The organism is Mesorhizobium sp. AR02 (assembly GCF_024746835.1).
In the GTDB taxonomy this organism is placed as follows: Bacteria; Pseudomonadota; Alphaproteobacteria; order Rhizobiales; family Rhizobiaceae; genus Mesorhizobium.
This window is the reverse complement of record NZ_CP080531.1, coordinates 4,957,406-4,974,385: the sequence shown is the minus strand read 5'-3', so window position 1 is coordinate 4,974,385 and position 16,980 is coordinate 4,957,406. Positions and strand designations below refer to the sequence as shown.

At 63.7% G+C, this 16,980-nt stretch carries 15 protein-coding genes; 10 read left to right on the top strand and 5 right to left on the bottom strand.

The window, feature by feature from the left end:
• The first annotated feature begins 75 nt into the window (after nucleotides 1–75).
• The 3 genes from DBIPINDM_RS28105 (at nucleotide 76) to DBIPINDM_RS28095 (ending at nucleotide 4,192) form a co-directional block, all read left to right on the top strand.
• Nucleotides 76–1,578 carry an aldehyde dehydrogenase family protein gene (locus tag DBIPINDM_RS28105; protein WP_258582243.1) on the top strand — a complete coding sequence of 501 codons (1,503 nt, stop codon included), beginning with the start codon at nucleotides 76–78 and terminating at the stop codon, nucleotides 1,576–1,578.
• A 1-nt stretch (nucleotide 1,579) separates the two neighbouring features.
• Complete coding sequence (locus tag DBIPINDM_RS28100) at nucleotides 1,580–3,166, top strand: GMC family oxidoreductase (protein ID WP_258582242.1); 1,587 nt, start codon at nucleotides 1,580–1,582, stop codon at nucleotides 3,164–3,166.
• A 213-nt stretch (nucleotides 3,167–3,379) separates the two neighbouring features.
• A complete protein-coding gene (locus DBIPINDM_RS28095) occupies nucleotides 3,380–4,192 on the top strand; it encodes a PfkB family carbohydrate kinase (protein WP_258582241.1) in 813 nt (270 codons plus the stop codon).
• Here DBIPINDM_RS28095 and DBIPINDM_RS28090 read toward each other — a convergent pair.
• On the bottom strand, nucleotides 4,178–4,393 hold the full coding sequence (locus DBIPINDM_RS28090) for a hypothetical protein (protein ID WP_258582240.1): 216 nt from the start codon (nucleotides 4,391–4,393) through the stop codon (nucleotides 4,178–4,180). The two genes, DBIPINDM_RS28095 and DBIPINDM_RS28090, sit on opposite strands and share 15 nt — an antisense overlap.
• Nucleotides 4,394–4,425: 32 nt before the next feature.
• Between DBIPINDM_RS28090 and DBIPINDM_RS28085 the strand changes: the two genes are divergently transcribed.
• Complete coding sequence (locus DBIPINDM_RS28085; RefSeq protein WP_258582239.1) at nucleotides 4,426–5,628, top strand: alpha-D-ribose 1-methylphosphonate 5-triphosphate diphosphatase; 1,203 nt, start codon at nucleotides 4,426–4,428, stop codon at nucleotides 5,626–5,628.
• A 14-nt stretch (nucleotides 5,629–5,642) separates the two neighbouring features.
• On the opposite strand, the gene DBIPINDM_RS28080 is transcribed toward DBIPINDM_RS28085, so the two are convergent.
• Both DBIPINDM_RS28080 and DBIPINDM_RS28075 read right to left on the bottom strand, forming a co-directional pair.
• Nucleotides 5,643–6,683 carry a phospholipase D-like domain-containing protein gene (locus DBIPINDM_RS28080; RefSeq protein WP_416361794.1) on the bottom strand — a complete coding sequence of 347 codons (1,041 nt, stop codon included), beginning with the start codon at nucleotides 6,681–6,683 and terminating at the stop codon, nucleotides 5,643–5,645.
• 85 nt (nucleotides 6,684–6,768) lie between these two features.
• A complete protein-coding gene (locus DBIPINDM_RS28075; protein ID WP_258582237.1) occupies nucleotides 6,769–7,347 on the bottom strand; it encodes a hypothetical protein in 579 nt (192 codons plus the stop codon).
• A gap of 486 nt (nucleotides 7,348–7,833) precedes the next feature.
• On the opposite strand from DBIPINDM_RS28075, the gene DBIPINDM_RS28070 reads away from it, so the two are divergent.
• Entirely contained in the window at nucleotides 7,834–9,837 is a 2,004-nt protein-coding gene (locus tag DBIPINDM_RS28070; protein ID WP_258589363.1) for a DNA/RNA non-specific endonuclease, read from the top strand.
• A gap of 130 nt (nucleotides 9,838–9,967) precedes the next feature.
• Here DBIPINDM_RS28070 and DBIPINDM_RS28065 read toward each other — a convergent pair whose 3' ends face one another.
• Together DBIPINDM_RS28065 and DBIPINDM_RS28060 are read right to left on the bottom strand one after the other, a co-directional pair.
• Nucleotides 9,968–10,168: a hypothetical protein gene (locus DBIPINDM_RS28065; RefSeq protein ID WP_258582236.1), complete on the bottom strand. Its 201-nt coding sequence runs from the start codon at nucleotides 10,166–10,168 to the stop codon at nucleotides 9,968–9,970.
• Between the two features lie 80 nt (nucleotides 10,169–10,248).
• Nucleotides 10,249–10,488 carry a hypothetical protein gene (locus DBIPINDM_RS28060; protein ID WP_258582235.1) on the bottom strand — a complete coding sequence of 80 codons (240 nt, stop codon included), beginning with the start codon at nucleotides 10,486–10,488 and terminating at the stop codon, nucleotides 10,249–10,251.
• 426 nt (nucleotides 10,489–10,914) lie between these two features.
• Between DBIPINDM_RS28060 and DBIPINDM_RS28055 the strand changes: the two genes are divergently transcribed.
• From DBIPINDM_RS28055 to DBIPINDM_RS28035, 5 genes are all read left to right on the top strand, one after another.
• Nucleotides 10,915–11,913: a substrate-binding domain-containing protein gene (locus tag DBIPINDM_RS28055; RefSeq protein ID WP_258582234.1), complete on the top strand. Its 999-nt coding sequence runs from the start codon at nucleotides 10,915–10,917 to the stop codon at nucleotides 11,911–11,913.
• A complete protein-coding gene (locus DBIPINDM_RS28050) occupies nucleotides 11,910–12,914 on the top strand; it encodes an ABC transporter permease (protein ID WP_258582233.1) in 1,005 nt (334 codons plus the stop codon). Before DBIPINDM_RS28055 ends, DBIPINDM_RS28050 begins: the two co-directional genes overlap by 4 nt.
• A complete protein-coding gene (locus tag DBIPINDM_RS28045; RefSeq protein WP_258582232.1) occupies nucleotides 12,911–13,675 on the top strand; it encodes an ATP-binding cassette domain-containing protein in 765 nt (254 codons plus the stop codon). Before DBIPINDM_RS28050 ends, DBIPINDM_RS28045 begins: the two co-directional genes overlap by 4 nt.
• Nucleotides 13,676–13,745: 70 nt before the next feature.
• Entirely contained in the window at nucleotides 13,746–14,834 is a 1,089-nt protein-coding gene (locus DBIPINDM_RS28040; protein WP_258582231.1) for a Gfo/Idh/MocA family protein, read from the top strand.
• Nucleotides 14,835–14,953: 119 nt separating this feature from the next.
• A complete protein-coding gene (locus DBIPINDM_RS28035) occupies nucleotides 14,954–16,978 on the top strand; it encodes an amidase (protein ID WP_258582230.1) in 2,025 nt (674 codons plus the stop codon).
• Nucleotides 16,979–16,980: the final 2 nt, after the last annotated feature.

The window sequence follows — 16,980 nt, the reverse complement described above, 5'->3', positions numbered from 1 at the left end:
GCCTTTGGCTTGAAGCTCGCGGATACGCTCCATAACCCTCGGCAAAACTGTTCACCAGCAATCGAGGAGGATGGCATGAACGAGAGAATTGTGCCGCCGATCAGCGCCGCAGCAGCCGCCTTCCTGGCGCGTTCGCACCGGCCGTTCATCAATGGCCGCTTCGTCGATGGTCTTGCTGGCGAAGGCCTTGCCGTCGACGATTCCGCCTCCGGCGAGATCGTCGCCCGTGTCCCCGAAAGCGGCCCCGAACTGGTCGATCAGGCGGTGCGCGCCGCGCGGGCGGCGCTCGAAGGCCCCTGGGCCTCGATGCGGCCGGTCGATCGCCAGAACCTGATGCTGAAACTCGCTGACGCCATCGAGGCCGATGCCGACCTTCTGGCCGAGATCGAGAGCATCGAGAACGGCAAATCGCTCGGCGTCGCCCGCATGTTGAGTGCCGGCGGCACCGTCGACTGGCTGCGCTATTATGCCGGCTGGGCGACCAAGATCGAGGGCTCGACCTTCCAGGTGTCCATCCCCGTGCCGCCGGGCGCCAAACACCAGGCGATGACGGTGATGGAACCGGTCGGCGTCGTCGGCGCCATCGTGCCGTGGAATTTCCCGCTGCTGATCGGCATGTGGAAGATCGCCCCGGCGCTCGCTTGCGGCTGCACCGTGGTGCTGAAGCCGCCGCAGGAAACCCCGCTCGGCCTGCTCAAGCTCGCCGAACTGATCGAGGCATCAGGCTTCCCGCCCGGCGTCGTCAACATCGTCACCGACAGCGGCTCCGTTACCGGTGAAGCACTGATCCGCCACCCCGGCATCGACAAGTTGACCTTCACCGGCTCGACGGAGGTCGGCAAACGCGTCGGCCACGCCGCGGTCGACCGTGTCGCCCGCTTCACGCTTGAGCTTGGCTCAAAATCGCCGATGATCCTGCTCGCCGACATGGAGGAAGGCATCGAGCCGCTGATCGCCGGGCTCGGCATGTTCTTCAACCAGGGCCAGGTCTGCACCTCGGCCTCGCGGCTGCTGATCGAAAAGTCGATCTACGACCGCACGCTTTCGCGGCTGGCCGAGATCGCCGACGGCATGACGCTGGGCGCCGGCCGCGACGCCGGGGCTGAGATCAACCCGCTGGTCTCGGCCAAGCACAGACGAAGCGTCGAGGGCTTTGTCGAGCGCGGCTTGGCGGCGGGCGTCGAACGGGTCAGCGGCGCGCGGCCGGTGCCCCGCCAGGGCCACTATGTGGCACCGACCATCCTGCACAATGTCCGGTCCGACATGGAGATCGTGCGCGAGGAGGTGTTCGGGCCGGTGGTGGCGGCAATGCCCGTCGCCGATCTCGACGAGGCGATCCGCATTGCCAACGACACGCGCTACGGCCTGTCGGCCTCGATCTGGACCCGCGACATGGGCAAGGCGATGACCGCCGTCCACGGCCTCAAAGCCGGCACGGTGTGGGTCAATTCGCACAACACGCTCGACCCCGCGGCACCGTTCGGCGGCTTCAAGCAGTCCGGTATCGGCCGCGAGCATGGCCGTGCCGCGATCGACGGCTATCTCGAGACCAAGACCGTCATCATGCGCTACGCCTGACATGAGTGCCGCGTACGATTACATCATCGCCGGCGCCGGCTCGGCCGGCTGCACACTGGCCAACCGGCTGGTCAATGCGGGCAAGCGCGTGCTGGTCGTCGAGGCCGGCCCGGCCGACAATACACGCCTTATCGACATGCCGGCCACCTTCGCCAAGGTGATCGGCACGGCGCGCAGCTGGATCTATGAGTCCGAGCCGGAGCCCAGCGTCGGCGGACGCCGGCTGCCGGTGCCGCAGGGCCGCACGCTGGGCGGCGGCTCGTCGATCAACGCCATGCTCTACATCAGGGGCCAGCCGCAGGACTATGATGGCTGGCGCGACCTCGGCTGCCCCGGCTGGGGCTGGGACGAGGTGCTGCCGGTGTTCCGGCGGCTGGAGCGCAACGAGCGCCTGGCGGGTGAGCGACATGGCACCGAGGGACCGCTGCCGGTCTCCGATCCCCGCCACCGACATCCGCTGTCATTGGCTTACGTGCAGGCCGCGCAGCAGGCCGGCTACCGCTACAATGACGACTTCAACGGCGCCGAGCAGGAGGGCGTCGGCTTCTACCAGACGACCACCGCCAACGGCGAACGCCAGTCGGCGGCAAAAGTGTTCCTGCGACCACTGGCCGGCAACGCCAACCTCACCGTGATCACCGATGCGCTGGTCACCGGCGTGACGCTGGAGAACGGCGCGGCGAGCGGCCTTGCCTACACCACCTCGGATGGCCAGAACCATGCGGCGACGGCAAGGGCCGAAGTGATCCTCACTTCAGGCGCGCTGGCGACGCCGAAACTGATGATGCTGTCGGGCCTGGGGCCGGCCGAGCATCTGGCCACGCTCGGCATTCCCGTCATCCGCGACATGCCTTCGGTCGGCCGCGATCTGCAGGATCATGTCGCCGCCCCCGTCTATGCGCTGACGCGTCAGCCGATCTCGCTGCTCGGGCAAGACCGCGGCCTGCGGGCGCTGCGCCACGGCCTGCAATATCTGATGTTCCGCACTGGCCTGCTCACCTCCAACGTCGTCGAGAGCGGCGGCTTCTTCGACACCGATGGCGACGGAAGGCCCGATGTCCAGTTCCACGTCCTGCCGGTGATGATCGAAAGCGCCGAGCATGGCTCGATCGAGCGCCACGGCATGGAGCTCAACCCGTGTGTGCTGAGGCCAAAATCGCGCGGCACGGTCAGCCTGCGCTCGGGAGATGCGGCCGACCCGATCCGCTTCACCACCGGCTTCCTGTCCGACCCGGACGATCTCGCTTTGCTGCTCGCCGGCATGAAGATCGCCCGCAATATCCTGCGCCAGCCGGCGCTGCGGGCGGTGGTCGCCGAGGAGCTGTCGCCGGGCGAGGATGCCGACCTCTCCGATCAGGCGATATCAGACCACATCCTCGAACACGCCAAGACCGTCTATCACCCCTGCGGCACCTGCCGGATGGGCAGCGATGACGATGCGGTGGTCGATCCGCAGCTGCGCGTGCGCGGCGTCCCGCGCCTGCGCATTTGCGATGCCTCGATCATGCCGAGGCTGATCAGCGGCAACACCAACGCCCCGGTGATCATGATCGCCGACCGCTGCGCCGATTTCATCCTGGGCGGATAATGCGGCCAGCCACTCCTCGGCGTTGGCCGCCTGCGCCAGCACGCTGAGCAATCGGCTCGCATTGTCGATCGAGACCTGCACCCGTTCGCCGGCCGCTGATGGTCGCCAGCCTGCTGTCCCTGGTGCCGGTCCTGGTGCTATGCCTGCTCGCGCAGCGCTTCATCGGCTGGCGCCAGGCCTGGGCGAAAAGCAGAAGGCGAAAAAGCAGGGACCATGAGCACAGTCATCGTTATCGGCCAAATCAACTACGACCAGGTCTGGCCGCTGTCCTCGCCCCTCGCTTCAGGCGCGCGCATCGTCTATTCCGACCGCAGCGTCAGGCTCGGCGGTGGCGGCTTCCACACCGGCACCCAACTGGCGAAGCTCGGCAACCATGTCCGGCTGATCAGCAACCTGATGGACGACGACCATGGCCGGGCAGCGCTCGCCAAATTGCAGGCGAGCGGCATCGATACCGGCTACGTCACCATGTGGGCCGGCGAAACCCGGTTCACCGAAATCCTGCTCGAGCCCAATGGTGAGCGCACCATTTTGAACCCCGGCGGCCAGATGCGCCCGCCCTTCGCCGCACCGGAGCCTGTCAGCGGCGACGCCGCCTATCTCAACGCCCTGGTGCTCGATGGCGGCCTCGTCGCCTCGTTGCGGACGATCCCGCTTGTCATTTCGCAATTTCCGCTGCGCAGCGCCTCGCCGCGCCCGGCCGACATCGTCATCGGATCGCGCGCCGACTTTCCCGGCGAGGACACGCGAGCGATCTGGGAGCGAGCAACGGGGATCGCCGGGCCTCGCCTGAGGACGCTGGTGCTGACCGACGGAACGCGGCCGATCTCGCTCTATGACGGCAAGGCGCTCAATCATGTCACGCCACTGAAGCAGGTTTCCGTGCCCGACACGATCGGCGCCGGCGACTGCTTTACCGGGGTCTTCCTGCACGGCCTGCTGCAGGGGCTCAGCCTTGAGCTTTCCGCCGAACAGGCCAGCCAGCAAACCGCCGAATGGCTGTCTGAACGATCACGTACCGGCTGAGGCAAGCGCTCCGGCAAGGCCGGCATTCATGGAAATGTCATAAAAATCAAATGGAAACCGACATTCGAGTGAACTAGAAAACATCGCAATGTCTTGGACAGATCGCGACCGAGGCGGCGGCAAGCCGGCGCATCGTCGCCCATGACCCCAGTCTTCCATCACCCCGACGATGTCACCGGCCTTGTCGATCGCGAAATCCATCTTGAAACCGCATTTCCTTCGAAAGAATCCACATGTGGCTGAGTGAATTCGAAATTGTCCTGCGCGACCGCGTCATCCCGAACGGCGCGATCAGGATCGAGAACGGCCGGATTGCCGAGATCCGCGAGAAGCCTGTCGAGCATACCGACATCGAAGGCGGCGGTCGCCTGCTGCTGCCCGGCTTCATCGACATGCATGGCGACATGGTGGAGAAGGAAGTCGAGCCGCGCACCGGCGTGCATGTGCCGATGAAGATCGGCATTGCCGAGCTCGACAAGAAGCTCGCCTCCTGCGGCATCACCACCGCCTACGCCGCGCTCTCCTTCATCGGCGCCAGCGTCACCAGCGGCGTGCTGCGCTCGGAAGACCATACGACCGAGATCATCGACACCATTGCCGGGATGAAGGACGACTTGCTGGTCGACCACCGCATCCATGCCCGCTTCGAAGTGACCTTCGCGCCGGCGCTTCCCATGCTGCAGAAGCTGATGGATGCCGGCAGGCTGCATTTGATCTCGCTGATGGACCACACGCCCGGACAGGGGCAGTATCGCGACGTCGAACTCTACATCGCCCGCATCGCCAAGGAGCGCGGCATGTCCGTCGCGGACGCATCCGAGGTCGTCGGCAAGCGCATGGCCGGCCGTAACGGCCAGGGTGATGTGTTGAACGCCCTGCAGGACCTGTCGGCGCGTGCGCAGGCCGCCGGCATCGTGCTTGCCTCGCATGACGACGACACGCTGGAAAAGGTGGAACTGGTCCACGGCCTGGGTGCCGCGCTCTCGGAATTCCCGGTGACCCTGGAAGCGGCGCAGGAAGCCCGCAGGCTCGGCATGCATACCGCCATGGGCGCGCCCAACGCGCTGCGCGGCGAATCCTATTCGGGCAACCTTTCCGCCCGCCAGGCCTACGAGGCCGGGCTGCTCGACATGCTGGCCAGCGACTACCACCCGGCCTCGATCCTGCCGGCCGTGCTCGGCCTGGCGAAACTGCGGGCCGATGGCCTCGTGGCGGCGGCGGCGCTGACGGGCGCCAACCCGGCCCACGCCCTGGGGCTCACCGATCGCGGCGCTATCGAGACCGGCCTTCTGGCTGATCTCGTCGTCGCCGACCGCCATCCCGTGCCACGTGTCCGCGCCACCTTCCGCGCCGGCCGCATGATCTACGGCGACGGCACGCTGAGCCATCGCCGATTGGAGCCGTTCCCCATTTCTGTGGAACGTGAACTGGCCTAAAGCAATTCCAGGCTCTAGGCGCCGCCCATCCAGAACGCCAGCATAAGCTTGGTCTCGCCGGTGGTCCGGCGCTTTTGCCAGTTGGGGTCACGCGAGAGGTATTCGAAGGGGTCCTTCTTCTCCTTCGCCGCCTCCGCGAGATAGGCGCGCCAGCGATAGTGGCTGTAGGTCTGCATGGCGTTGATGGCGTAGTGCATGGCGATTGTCTTGTGACCCCGGATGACGATGAAATTCTCGTCATTGGCGGCACTCGCCGAGTGCGAAAAATTGTGCGAGCCCGTGACGACTATGGGATCGTCACTGAACGGGTCGATCACCAGCACTTTTGAATGCGTGATGGCGTGACCGATGGCCGATTCGAAGTCGGCCGCCGTGCCCTCCACGGCCCATTGCCCAACCGATTTCTCAACCCCGGTATCTTGCACCGAATCGAGGAAAAACTCCTCGGGTTTCGCCTTCAGCAGTTTGAACGCCTCGAGGCCTCCGCCGATAAATCGGGTCGCCACCCCGCGCACGTAGAGCTTCTTCTCCTTCTGCAGCCTGAGCAATGTTCGCACCGGCTCATTGCCCGGCTGGAACATCACGAAGAAAACCCCTTGCTGTGCACCTTCCACCAGTTTGACGAGTTCCTTGATGTCGATTTCATCGCTCAGGCTCGAGAACCAGCTGTCGATGGTACCGGCACCGAAAGCGATGCCTTGCTCGGGCGAATTGTTGGACCGCAGCAAGTCGTCGGAAACCGCGCTCTTTGCGTCGACAAGCAGGTTGAATTGCGCTTCATAGCGCTTCGCCAGCACCGGATGCTCGAGCATGATGCCATTGTTGAGCTGCGTGCAGAGACCCGTTGGTGTCCAGTTCGTGCTCCCCGTCCACACCTTGGCCGGCTCGAACGTGTCACCCGCGACGCGCCCGATGACCACGAACTTGTTGTGGGCCAGTGCTTTCGGCGCGAGGAAGCGATCGTGCACGACAACCTCCGCGCCGCGCAGACGCGTCCGCGCATCGGCGTTTTCGTCCTCGCCTTTGACATCGACGCTTCCATTCGCCAGCACGATCTTGGCACGTTTGCCGATGGCGCAGAGCCCGTCGATGAGCTCCTCGTCGCTGAGTTCATAGAGCGCGGCATGCAGCTCGAGGCCCTCATCGGCCGCGACCTCGGCCCATCATCTTCAGCATCCTCTCGCGCAACGTCCCGCCGAGAAAGGCCCTCGCCTCGCGGTCGACATTCTTGCTGACGATGACGGCGGTTTCCTTTAACTCCTTGAGCGTGATGCCCTTGCGCTTCATGTAACGCGCCATGAACTGCGACAGCACATAGCCCCGGTTGAAGTGGACACTGGCACCGTCGCCACAATCGGCGGAAAGCGTCAGCGTTTCAGACCATTCGCTCGCCGGCCCGTCTTCCAGCGCGCCGGTGGCACCCTTGACCCTCGCGACGATACGATAGGCAATGACGTCGCCAAGGTCGGCGGCGTGGTCTGTCCAATCATAGCGTTGGAATGGCCAGATCTGCGAGGAACGGGCGGTGATCCGGTTGCCGTCCTTGTCGACCTCCGTATCGTCTTCGAACCCGACGCGATTCGACAGATAGCTGGGAGCGGCGGTGCCGCGGCGGCACTGGATGGCAAATCCCAGACATCCCGCAATGTCCTTCTTGTGCGACCAGACGAGATGCACATCGTCGGCATTTGCAAACACTTTCAAAATGATGTCAGCCACATCAGCCTCCCTCGCTGCTGTCAGGACTTCTTGGTGTCATGCTGACAGTATCAGCAGCACGTCAATCAGTATAGGTAAACCTCAAATCTGGCATTCGATGCATGGGTGCACGGGGAAAAATGCGTTACGTTACATATTGTTACTGAAAATCGGGAGAACGCCATTCCAAATAATTTCGCCGGCTTATGGAAATTCGTGCTTCAACCTTCGCTGCAGCCGGTTAGAAAGCTTGTGCCAAACGAACTATGAGGTTAAGTTGTTGTTATGGACTGTTCGCACCGGCGTTTGCGGCAAGAAGTGTCCAAATATTGAGCAATTCTATTTCCTATCGTCACATGGGCGCGCCAGTCGCGGCCTGCCGCGCCCTGGAATGTCAAGTTCAGCAGAACGCTGCGACGCGGAAATCTCGTTGGTCGCCCGGCAAGGTTGCGCAGCGGAGCCGCCGGCAGGACTGCGGGGGACTTACACCAAAAGGGGGCGTACTTGGTGCAGATTGACGACGCCGTGCAGGCGCAAAAGATTGAGCAGGACAAGAGCCTGGCGGCGAAAGAGGCCGTGGAACGCCAGAAGTCTGTCGATCAGAAAAGGAAAAGCGCTTCGTTCGATGCCGGACCATCGAAAGTCCTTGGCACCGACAAGCCGGAGCGCATCGCGGTAAGGCTCGATCTGATCAACCGCAACGATCCGAGCGCATTCGAGCGGCTGATCGGCAAGCGCGATATCGTCAGCGTCAATTTCTTCGAGCGCGGCCTGCAAACGGCGAAATCCGTCTGCCGCGTCAAGATCCTCGGCATGGCAAGCGGACCACCAGATTATGCCACCGGCTTTCTTGCCACGCCGGCGCTTTTGGTGACGAACAACCATGTTCTTCCCGATGGGGAAACCGCAAGCCGCAGCCTTGCCGAATTCGGCTACGAACTCGACGCGAATTTCGTCGAACGGCGCGGGCGCATCTTTCCCTTCGCGCCGATGGAAGCCTTCTATACCAGCGTCGATCTCGACTTCACCATCGTTGCCATTTCACCGATGGGCCATGATGGAACGCCGATAACCGATTTCGGCGTGCTGCCGCTGATCCCGATGAGCGGCAAAGGCATCACCGGCGAGCATGTCTCGATCATCCAGCATCCCGGCGGCGGCACCAAGCAGGTGGTGGTGCGTGAAAATCGCATCATCGCGCTCGATGAAAAGAAGTTTCCGCAGATCAGCCCTGCCTTCATCCATTATACGGCCGATACCGAACCGGGCTCATCGGGAGCGCCGGTCTTCAATGACCAATGGGATCTGGTCGCAATTCACCATCAGGCGATCGTTGACCGGAACCAGAAAGGCGAGCCCCTGAACAAGAACGGCAAGGTCTGGACCGAAGCCGATGGCGAGAGTGCCAAGAACTGGATCGCCAATGAAGGCATCCGCATCAGCGCCATATGGGCGCATCTCCAGGCCGCCGCACCGTTCAGCGCCGACGCCGCAAAGATCATGGCGATGCTCTCCTACGAGCCGCATGCGGCCTACCGGCCGCGCCCCGCCCAGGCAGCCACCACGCCGCAGAAATGGCAAACGATCCCGAATGCCCGTGAAGCCGCGGCATTTGAAACAACCCGCTTCACCGACCCGGCTTTTGCGGCTTCGCTTGGCTACGATGCGAAATTCCTTGGCGCCGACCTCGTCGTCCCGTTGCCGAAAACCGGCAGCGGTTTCAAGGGAACATTGGCAAAGAACAACACCAACGACAAAACCGTCTTCGACTACACGCATTTCAGCCTGGCCATGAATGTGGAACGCAGGCTTGCGATCTGGACGGCTGTCAACATCGACGGCAACAGTCTCAAATCGGCGAAATCACCGAGCTGGCGCCGGGATGACCGGCTTCCGGCCAATCAGCAGACATTGGCGGAAGTCTACGGCTCGGTCCCCGGAAAAGGCATCCAAATCGATCGCGGACACCTGGTGCGTCGTCTGGATCCGGTCTGGGGACCGCAGGCTGTTGCGGACCGGGCCGGCGCCGATACGTTCCACTATACGAACGCGGCTCCGCAGGAACATATCTACAACAGCGAAACCTGGGGCAATCTGGAGGACTTCGTGCTCGCCCGTGCGGACAAAAACGCACAGAAGGTGAGCGTGATGACCGGCCCGATCCTGCGGCCGGACGACAATTTCTATGGGGAAGGCTTGAAAGGCGGGCCCTGGCAAATCCCATGGTCGTTCTGGAAGATCTGCATTTTCAAACGGCCGGACGGGACCGTGTCCGTGACCGGTTTTGTCGTCGAGCAATCATCGACCATCTCGCCGATCTTCGAGGCGACCAGATACAATCCCTACAGTGTCGACGAGGCGCGCGTATTCCAGCGTCCGATCAAGCTTATCGAGGAATTGACCAACCTTGATTTTGGCGCACTGCGCAAGATGGATCGCATGGGCAGCGTCGAGACGACCGCGATCGAGTCCTCCCGCCCGATCCGCAGTGCGGACGACATTGCGTTTTGAACGAATGCCCTTGGCCGCGCGAAACAGCCTAAAGCGATTCCAGGAAAAGCATGTAACGGTTTTCCCACGGGAATTGCGTCAAAATAAAGAGTTAGATCAGTTCGCCGTTTCCGTGAAACGGTGAGCTGCTCTAGACGTCGACCACGACCATCATGCCGCGCACCTCAGCCATTTCCAGCAGCAGGTCCTGCAAGGTTTCGACGGCCAGCGCCGCACCGGTCATGGCCAGAAGTTCGGTGATACTCTCTCTCATGGAAATGACCGCGACTCCGGTTTTCTCGGACAGCAGCCGTCCGATGGCCGCGCGGATAAGAGCATTCTGATCAGGCATGATTCCCCTCTCATGCTGGATGACGATATAAGTTTTCTCCAACGGTATGCTTTTTTTGCGCAACTTCTGCGAGCTTTAGCTCACGCTTGCAAGCCGTTTTGATATGTCTCATCTCTATTATTTGTCTGAGAGTTGCTCAGCGACGACAGCGACGGCAGCGCCCTGAGCTTGCCGTCCGCTTCCATGACTGCAAGCAGGGCCAGCGGCACTTCGTGCCGGTAGAGCCCGATGAATGTCCTGCCTCCCACCATTGCCGGCAATTCCGTGTCGAAAATGGAATACGTGCCCGTCGGCCCGTTCAGGATCTCGAAGCGGTCCAATGCAAACCTCGTGTTCCCCCCTTGGGAACCCCCTAACGCAAACCGCCCACCGAAAGTTGCAACGGGTGATGCTTTTTTATCGCCATGGAACGGATGTGCCACTGGCACCGGCCGACATGCGGGCGATGTCGTGCGGCGGCGCGGTGAAAATCGTTTCGCACCATTTTAAATCTTGACGCGTGTCAATTTTTTCTGAAACATGCGCAAACGCCGGCAAGGCATCAGCCGGCGCTCTGGGAGGAGCAATGCCTGACACGAAGGAGCGCCCGCACCGGGGCCACGAGCCGCATATCCAGCGGCTGGCAGCGACGTGTCGGCAGTTCGTGACACCAAGCGTTGGGGTCGCTTGCGTCCTGTCGGCCATTTCGTTCGCCGAACACCGAAACTGATGCGACGGCACATCAAACAATAAGCAGGAGGAAAACCATGAGCGTATTTAATGGCTTAAAGCTCGGCACAGGCCTGCTCGGCGCGGGCCTGCTGGCAACCATCGTCTCGGCCCACGCCGAGGACGCGGCGAAGGTCGCGGCCATCGTCAAAGGCCTCGACAACCCCTTCTTCCAGACCATGCAGAAAGGCATCGAGGAGCAGGGCAAGGCCAACGGCGTCAATGTCAGTGTCCAGGCAGCCGCCAATATGGGCGACGCCACCGGCCAGGCCGACCGCCTGACCGCAATGGCCATGCAGGACTTCGATTGCTATCTGGTCAACCCGATCAGCGTCTCCAACCTCGTCCAGGCGCTGGTGCCGGTGGCCCAGAAGAAGAAGCCGATCGTCAACATCGACTCGACCATCGACGCCGAACAGGCCAAGGCCGCCGGCTTCGCCGTCTCGACCTATATCGGCACCGACAATGTCGCCGCCGGTGCGCTGGCCGGCGAGGAAATGCTGAAGCTGGTGCCGAAGGGCGCCAAGGTCGCGCTGATTGCCGGTATCGTCGGCGATGTCGGCTCCAATGCCCGCATCAAGGGCTTCAAGCAGGCCGTCGAAGGCAAGCTCGAGGTGGTGGTGATGGTGAGCGCCGACTGGGATCGCGAGAAGGCGCTGACCGCCGCCACCGACATCCTCGCCGCCCATCCGGATCTCGCCGGCTTCTTCGCCGCCAACGACATCATGGCGCTCGGGGTCGAACGCGCCGTGCAGACCTCGGGCAAGGACGTCAAGGTGATCGGCCTCGACGGCATTGTCGATGCGCTGAAGTCGATTGCATCGGGCGAACTCACGGCCACTGTCGCCCAGTATCCCTATGTCGTCGGCGCCATGGGCGTCGAAGCCTGTGCATTGGCCGCCAAGGGCAAGGAACTGCCCGTCAACGTGCCCGCACCTGTGCTCCTGATCAACAAGGCCAATGCCGATGCCTCGCTGAAGAATTTTCCGCGCCCCGGCGGCGACTATCCCGATCCCTTCCGCGAGATGTTGAAGTGAGCAATTCCACAGACAACGCGCCCGTCGCCCATTCGGCGGGCGCGGCGGAGGAGAGCCGCACCTCCCTGTCGGCTCTCCTCCTGGATCCTTCCTTCTGGGCCGACTGGGCATCCGTCGTCGGCCTGGTCGGGCTCGTCATCGTCTTCGGCATCGCCCAGCCGGTCTTCCTCAGCATCGCCAATCTGCAGGCGCTGCTGCTGGCGGCGGCGATCCTGGTCGTGCTGTCGATCGGCCAGACCTTCGTCGTGGCGACCTCAGGTATTGACCTGTCGCTGGCGGCGGCCGTCATGCTTGGCGCCATCGTGCTTGGCTTGGCCAACGCCGCCGGCTACGGCATCTTCATCGCCTGTGTGCTCGCGGTGCTCGCCACCAGTGCCATCGGCTTCCTCAACGGCCTCATCATCACCGTTGGAAAGATCCCGGACTTCGTGGTGACGCTCGGCACGCTGTCGGCCATCACCGGGCTTGGTCTCATCATGTCGGGCGGCGAACCGACCATGGTCGGCTCCACCTTCCTGCTGCGCCTTGCCTCCGGCTCGTTCGGTCCGTTCGGCTATCCGGTCTGGGTGGCGATCGCGGCCGTCATTGCAGCGCATATCACGCTCTACCACACGCGCTTTGGTGTCCATCTGCTGGCGACCGGCGGCCAGGTCGAAAGTGCCGGCGCACTCGGCATCCGCACCAACCGCGTCAAGATCGCCGCCTACACCATTTCGGGTTCCTGCGCCGGCATCGCGGCCATTCTTCTGGTCGCCCGCATCGGTTCGGCCGAGCCGCAGATCAACACCAGCCTGCTCTTGAACTCGGTGGCGGCGGTGGTGCTGGGCGGCGTCAGCCTGTTCGGCGGCCGCGCCAGCATATTGGGCCCGGCCATCGGCGCGCTGATGCTGACAGCGCTGGTCAACGGCCTGACGCTACTCAACGTCTCGGCCTTCTACCAACCGCTCGCCGTGGGCGCCATCGTGGTGCTGGCAGCGCTGATCATGCGGTACCAGAAATGAGCGCCGTCAGTCCCTCCTCCACCTCCGACGCGATCATCGCCTGCGAAGGCCTGAGCAAGCATTTTGGCGGCGTGCGCGCCTTCACCAATGTCGCCTTCCAGGCGCGCCGCGGCGAGGTCACAGCCGTCATCGGCGACAATGGCGCCGGCAAATCGACGCTGATCCGCTGCCTGGTCGGCGTGCATGTGCCGGATGCCGGCTCGATCGTTTTCGACGGCCGCGAGCACCCCTTCTCCAACCCGGACGGCGCGCGCAAGGCCGGCATCGAAACCGTGCACCAGAACCTGGCGCTGATCGACGAGCTGACGGTGGCGCAGAACCTGTTCCTCAACCGCGAGCTCGTGCGCCGCATCGGCCCCTTCGCTTTCCTCGACCGCAAAGCGATGAAACGCGAGGCGCGCGCCATGCTGTCGCGCCTGTCGATCAACGTGCCGTCGATCAACCAGCGTGTGCGCCGCCTGTCGGGCGGCCAGCGGCAGGCGATCTCGATCTGCCGCGCCGTCGGCTCCGGCGCCAAGCTGGTGGTGATGGACGAGCCAACCGCCGCACTCGGCGTGCAGGAGACCGCCAATGTCGAGGCGTTGATCCGGCGCCTGCGCGAACAGTTGGTCTCAGTCATCCTGGTCAGCCACAATTTCGATCAGGTGCGCCGCCTGTCCGACCAGATCTGGGTGATGCGGGCGGGAAAGATGGCAGCGACCGTGCGCGCCTCGGAGACCACGGGCAACGAGCTCGTCGCGCTGGTCACCGGCGCGGCGTGACCGCCCAATCGTGAAATCAACCGTTGGCCGCCTGGGCCAACCCGGGAATGAAATCAAGGGAGTTTTGCGAGTGGCACCACTTCGTGTCGGACTTGTGGGTCTTGGAGAAGTCGCGCAGTCGATCCATTTGCCTGTTCTGGCCGACCAGCGCGACCGCTGGCAAATCGCGGGCGTGTATGACGTGTCGCCAAGCCTGGTGACGCTCATCACCTCGCAGCATGCGACGGCAAAAGCCTTCGACACCGCCGAGGCGCTGATCAATTCGCCTGATATCGATGTGGTCTTCGTGCTGTCATCCGACGACACCCACAGCCGCTTCGTGCATGCGGCGATTGCTGCCGACAAGCACATCCTGCTGGAAAAGCCCGCTTGTCTGACGGTGCGCGAGATCGACGAGCTGCTGGCGCTGATGCCGACCTACCAAAAGACCCTGTTCGTCGGCTATATGCGCCGCTACGCCCCGGCCTATCTCGCGGCCAAGAGCGAATTGCCTGACCACGCCGATATCACCCATGTCCGCATTTTCGACCTGATCTCGGAAGGCCGGCATTTCCTCAAGAAGAGCCAGAATGTCCTTTATCCCCGGGACATCGACCCTGCCTTGCTGGCGCGCGGCGCCAAGGAGCGGGACGCATTGATCCGCGAGGTCGTCGGTGCCGACGCCCCCGCCGACCTGATGCGCGCCTATCGTGGGCTGACAGCACTCTCCTCACATCACATCTCGGCGATGCGCGGGCTCATTGGCGAGCCCAAAGGCGTGGTGGCCGCGCATCGCACCAATGGCGGCGCCAACACGTCGGTCACCTTCGACTACGGTCATTTCGCCTGCCTCTACGACGCGGTGGTCGACGATCTCGGCCTGTTCGACGCCATGATCGAGGTGCGCTCCAACACCAGGCGCGTGCGCATCATCTACGACACGCCCTATATCCGCAGCCTGCCGACCCGGCTGGAGGTGACCGACGCCGGCCCGCTCGGCCCGGTGACGAAAAGCTTCGGGCCGCTCTACGGCGACGCCTTCTCCAACGAGCTGGAGATTTTCCATCGCCACATCGCCGAGGGCACCAAGCCGCTGACCGACCTCGCCGACTCGCGGCGCGACCTGGACTTGATGGCCGGGATCATCGAGAAGATGAAGGAGAGCGGCACAGGCGCCTGAGCCCTGCCGGCAAGGTGTCGGCAGGCACAACACGTTCCGACAAAGACTACTGATTGGCTCTTGCCGAAGCCGGCGGCCTCGCTCATCCATGGCGTGGAAACGACCGCCAGGAACCCGTGATGACCGATGCAAGCCTTCATCTCGTCGAAGCGACGATCGAGCAATTGCGCCGAGCGCTGGACGACGGCCTCGTCACCAGCGTCGAGCTGGTCGGTGCGTATGTGCGGCGCATCGCGCATTTCGATCGCCACGGCATCAGCCTCAACGCCGTCCCCGTGCTCAATCCTGATATGTTCGAGGAGGCCGCGGCTTCCGACCAGCGGCGGCGCACCGGTGCCACGCTCGGCCCGCTCGACGGCATCCCCTACACCGCCAAGGACAGCTACAAGGTCGCTGGCCTGACGGTCGCCGCCGGGTCGCCGGCCTTCGAACATCTCATCGCCAATGAAGACGCCTTCACCATCGCCCGGCTGCGCGCCGGCGGCGCGGTTCTGATCGGCCTCACCAACATGCCGCCCATGGCCAATGGCGGCATGCAGCGCGGCGTCTATGGCCGCGCCGAAAGCCCCTACAATGCCGACTATCTGACCGCAGCCTTTGCATCCGGTTCGTCCAACGGCTCCGGCACGGCGACAGCGGCCAGCTTCTGCGCCTTCGGCCTTGGCGAGGAAACCTGGTCGTCCGGCCGCGCGCCGGCCAGCAACAACGCGCTGGTCGCCTACACGCCGTCGCGCGGCGTCATTTCCGTGCGCGGCAACTGGCCGCTGGTGCCGACCATGGATGTCGTGGTGCCGCACACCCGCAGCGTGCCCGACATGCTTGAACTGCTCGACGCGATTGTCGCCGACGACCCGGAAACGCGAGGCGATTTCTGGCGCGCGCAGCCCTGGATCGCCCTGCCGAAAAATTCCGAGGTGCGGCCGCAACGCTATACCGATCTGGCGCTTGCCGGATCGTTGAAAGGCAAACGGCTCGGCGTGCCCCGCATGTATATCGGCCGCGACAGCGAGGCCGACCGGCCGATCGAAACCCGCGCTTCCGTGCTTGCGCTGTGGGAACAGGCGGCGGCCGATCTCAAGCGGCTGGGCGCTGAAGTGGTGGAGGTCGATTTCCCCATCGTCTTCAACTATGAGCGCGACCGCCCCGGCGCGCGCAGCATGGTGGAGCGCGGGCTGGTGCCGTCGGATTTCGCCGACCGCGAACTCTGGGATCTCTGCATCTGGGGCTGGGACGATTTCCTGCGCGCCAATGCCGATCCTGCCTTGCCCGATCTCGCCTCGGTCGACGGTCCGAAAATCTTTCCGCAACCGCCGGGCACGCTGCCCGACCGCTATGAAGGCGGCTTCGACCTGGCGGAATATGTCGAGCGGGCCAAATCCGGCGTCACACACTTCAGGGACATACCGACGCTTGAAGGGGGCCTGAGAGGGCTGGAGGCGACGAGGCGGATCGATTTCGAGGAGTGGCTGGACGCAAAAGGCATCGACGCCGTGGTGCTGCCCGCCGCCGCCGATGTCGGTCCGGCCGATGCCGACATCAACGAGGCCTCCGCCGACCTTGCCTGGCGCAACGGCACCTGGGTCGCCAACGGCAACCTGGTCTGGCGCCATTTCGGCATTCCGACTGTGACCGTGCCGATGGGCACCATGGCCGACATCGGCATGCCGGTCGGCCTCACCTTCGCCGGCAAGGCCTATGACGACGAAAGGCTGCTGCGCATGGCCGGCGACTACGAACGCGCCACGCAGCGCCGCACCAGCCCGCCGCGCACGCCGGAACTGGAGGATGATGTGTTTTCGAGGCGGCCCGGTCGTGGCGGCAGCAGCACGGTGCCACCGCTGGCAATCGTGCTTGCCGCCGAGACGCGGACTTCCGGAGATCAGGAGGAAATCACCATCACGCTCGACCTGCCCGGCGACGCAGAGGCTGAGAACGCTAGCGTCAATGTGCATGTCAACGGAGAGGCGGTGGCGATGCAGCGAAGCGGCACGCGCTTCACCGGCCGAGCGCTCGTTCCAGCCGCCGAGCATCATCGCTTCCACAGCGTCTGGCGCGGCTCGTATGGCTCGATCGTGACGGCTATTGTGCGGCTGCAAGATGGGCCTAGCGCCGGCGTCTATCTGGTAACCGGTGGGATTGGGTGAGG

Bases quoted from the DNA above. Each gene is read 5' to 3' on its own strand.
- DBIPINDM_RS28105 (WP_258582243.1), top strand. From the start codon at position 76: ATGAACGAGAGAATTGTGCCGCCGATCAGCGCCGCAGCAGCCGCCTTC.
- DBIPINDM_RS28100 (WP_258582242.1), top strand. From the start codon at position 1,580: ATGAGTGCCGCGTACGATTACATCATCGCCGGCGCCGGCTCGGCCGGC.
- DBIPINDM_RS28095 (WP_258582241.1), top strand. From the start codon at position 3,380: ATGAGCACAGTCATCGTTATCGGCCAAATCAACTACGACCAGGTCTGG.
- DBIPINDM_RS28090 (WP_258582240.1), bottom strand. From the start codon at position 4,393: ATGGATTTCGCGATCGACAAGGCCGGTGACATCGTCGGGGTGATGGAA.
- DBIPINDM_RS28085 (WP_258582239.1), top strand. From the start codon at position 4,426: ATGTGGCTGAGTGAATTCGAAATTGTCCTGCGCGACCGCGTCATCCCG.
- DBIPINDM_RS28065 (WP_258582236.1), bottom strand. From the start codon at position 10,168: ATGCCTGATCAGAATGCTCTTATCCGCGCGGCCATCGGACGGCTGCTG.
- DBIPINDM_RS28055 (WP_258582234.1), top strand. From the start codon at position 10,915: ATGAGCGTATTTAATGGCTTAAAGCTCGGCACAGGCCTGCTCGGCGCG.
- DBIPINDM_RS28045 (WP_258582232.1), top strand. From the start codon at position 12,911: ATGAGCGCCGTCAGTCCCTCCTCCACCTCCGACGCGATCATCGCCTGC.
- DBIPINDM_RS28035 (WP_258582230.1), top strand. From the start codon at position 14,954: ATGACCGATGCAAGCCTTCATCTCGTCGAAGCGACGATCGAGCAATTG.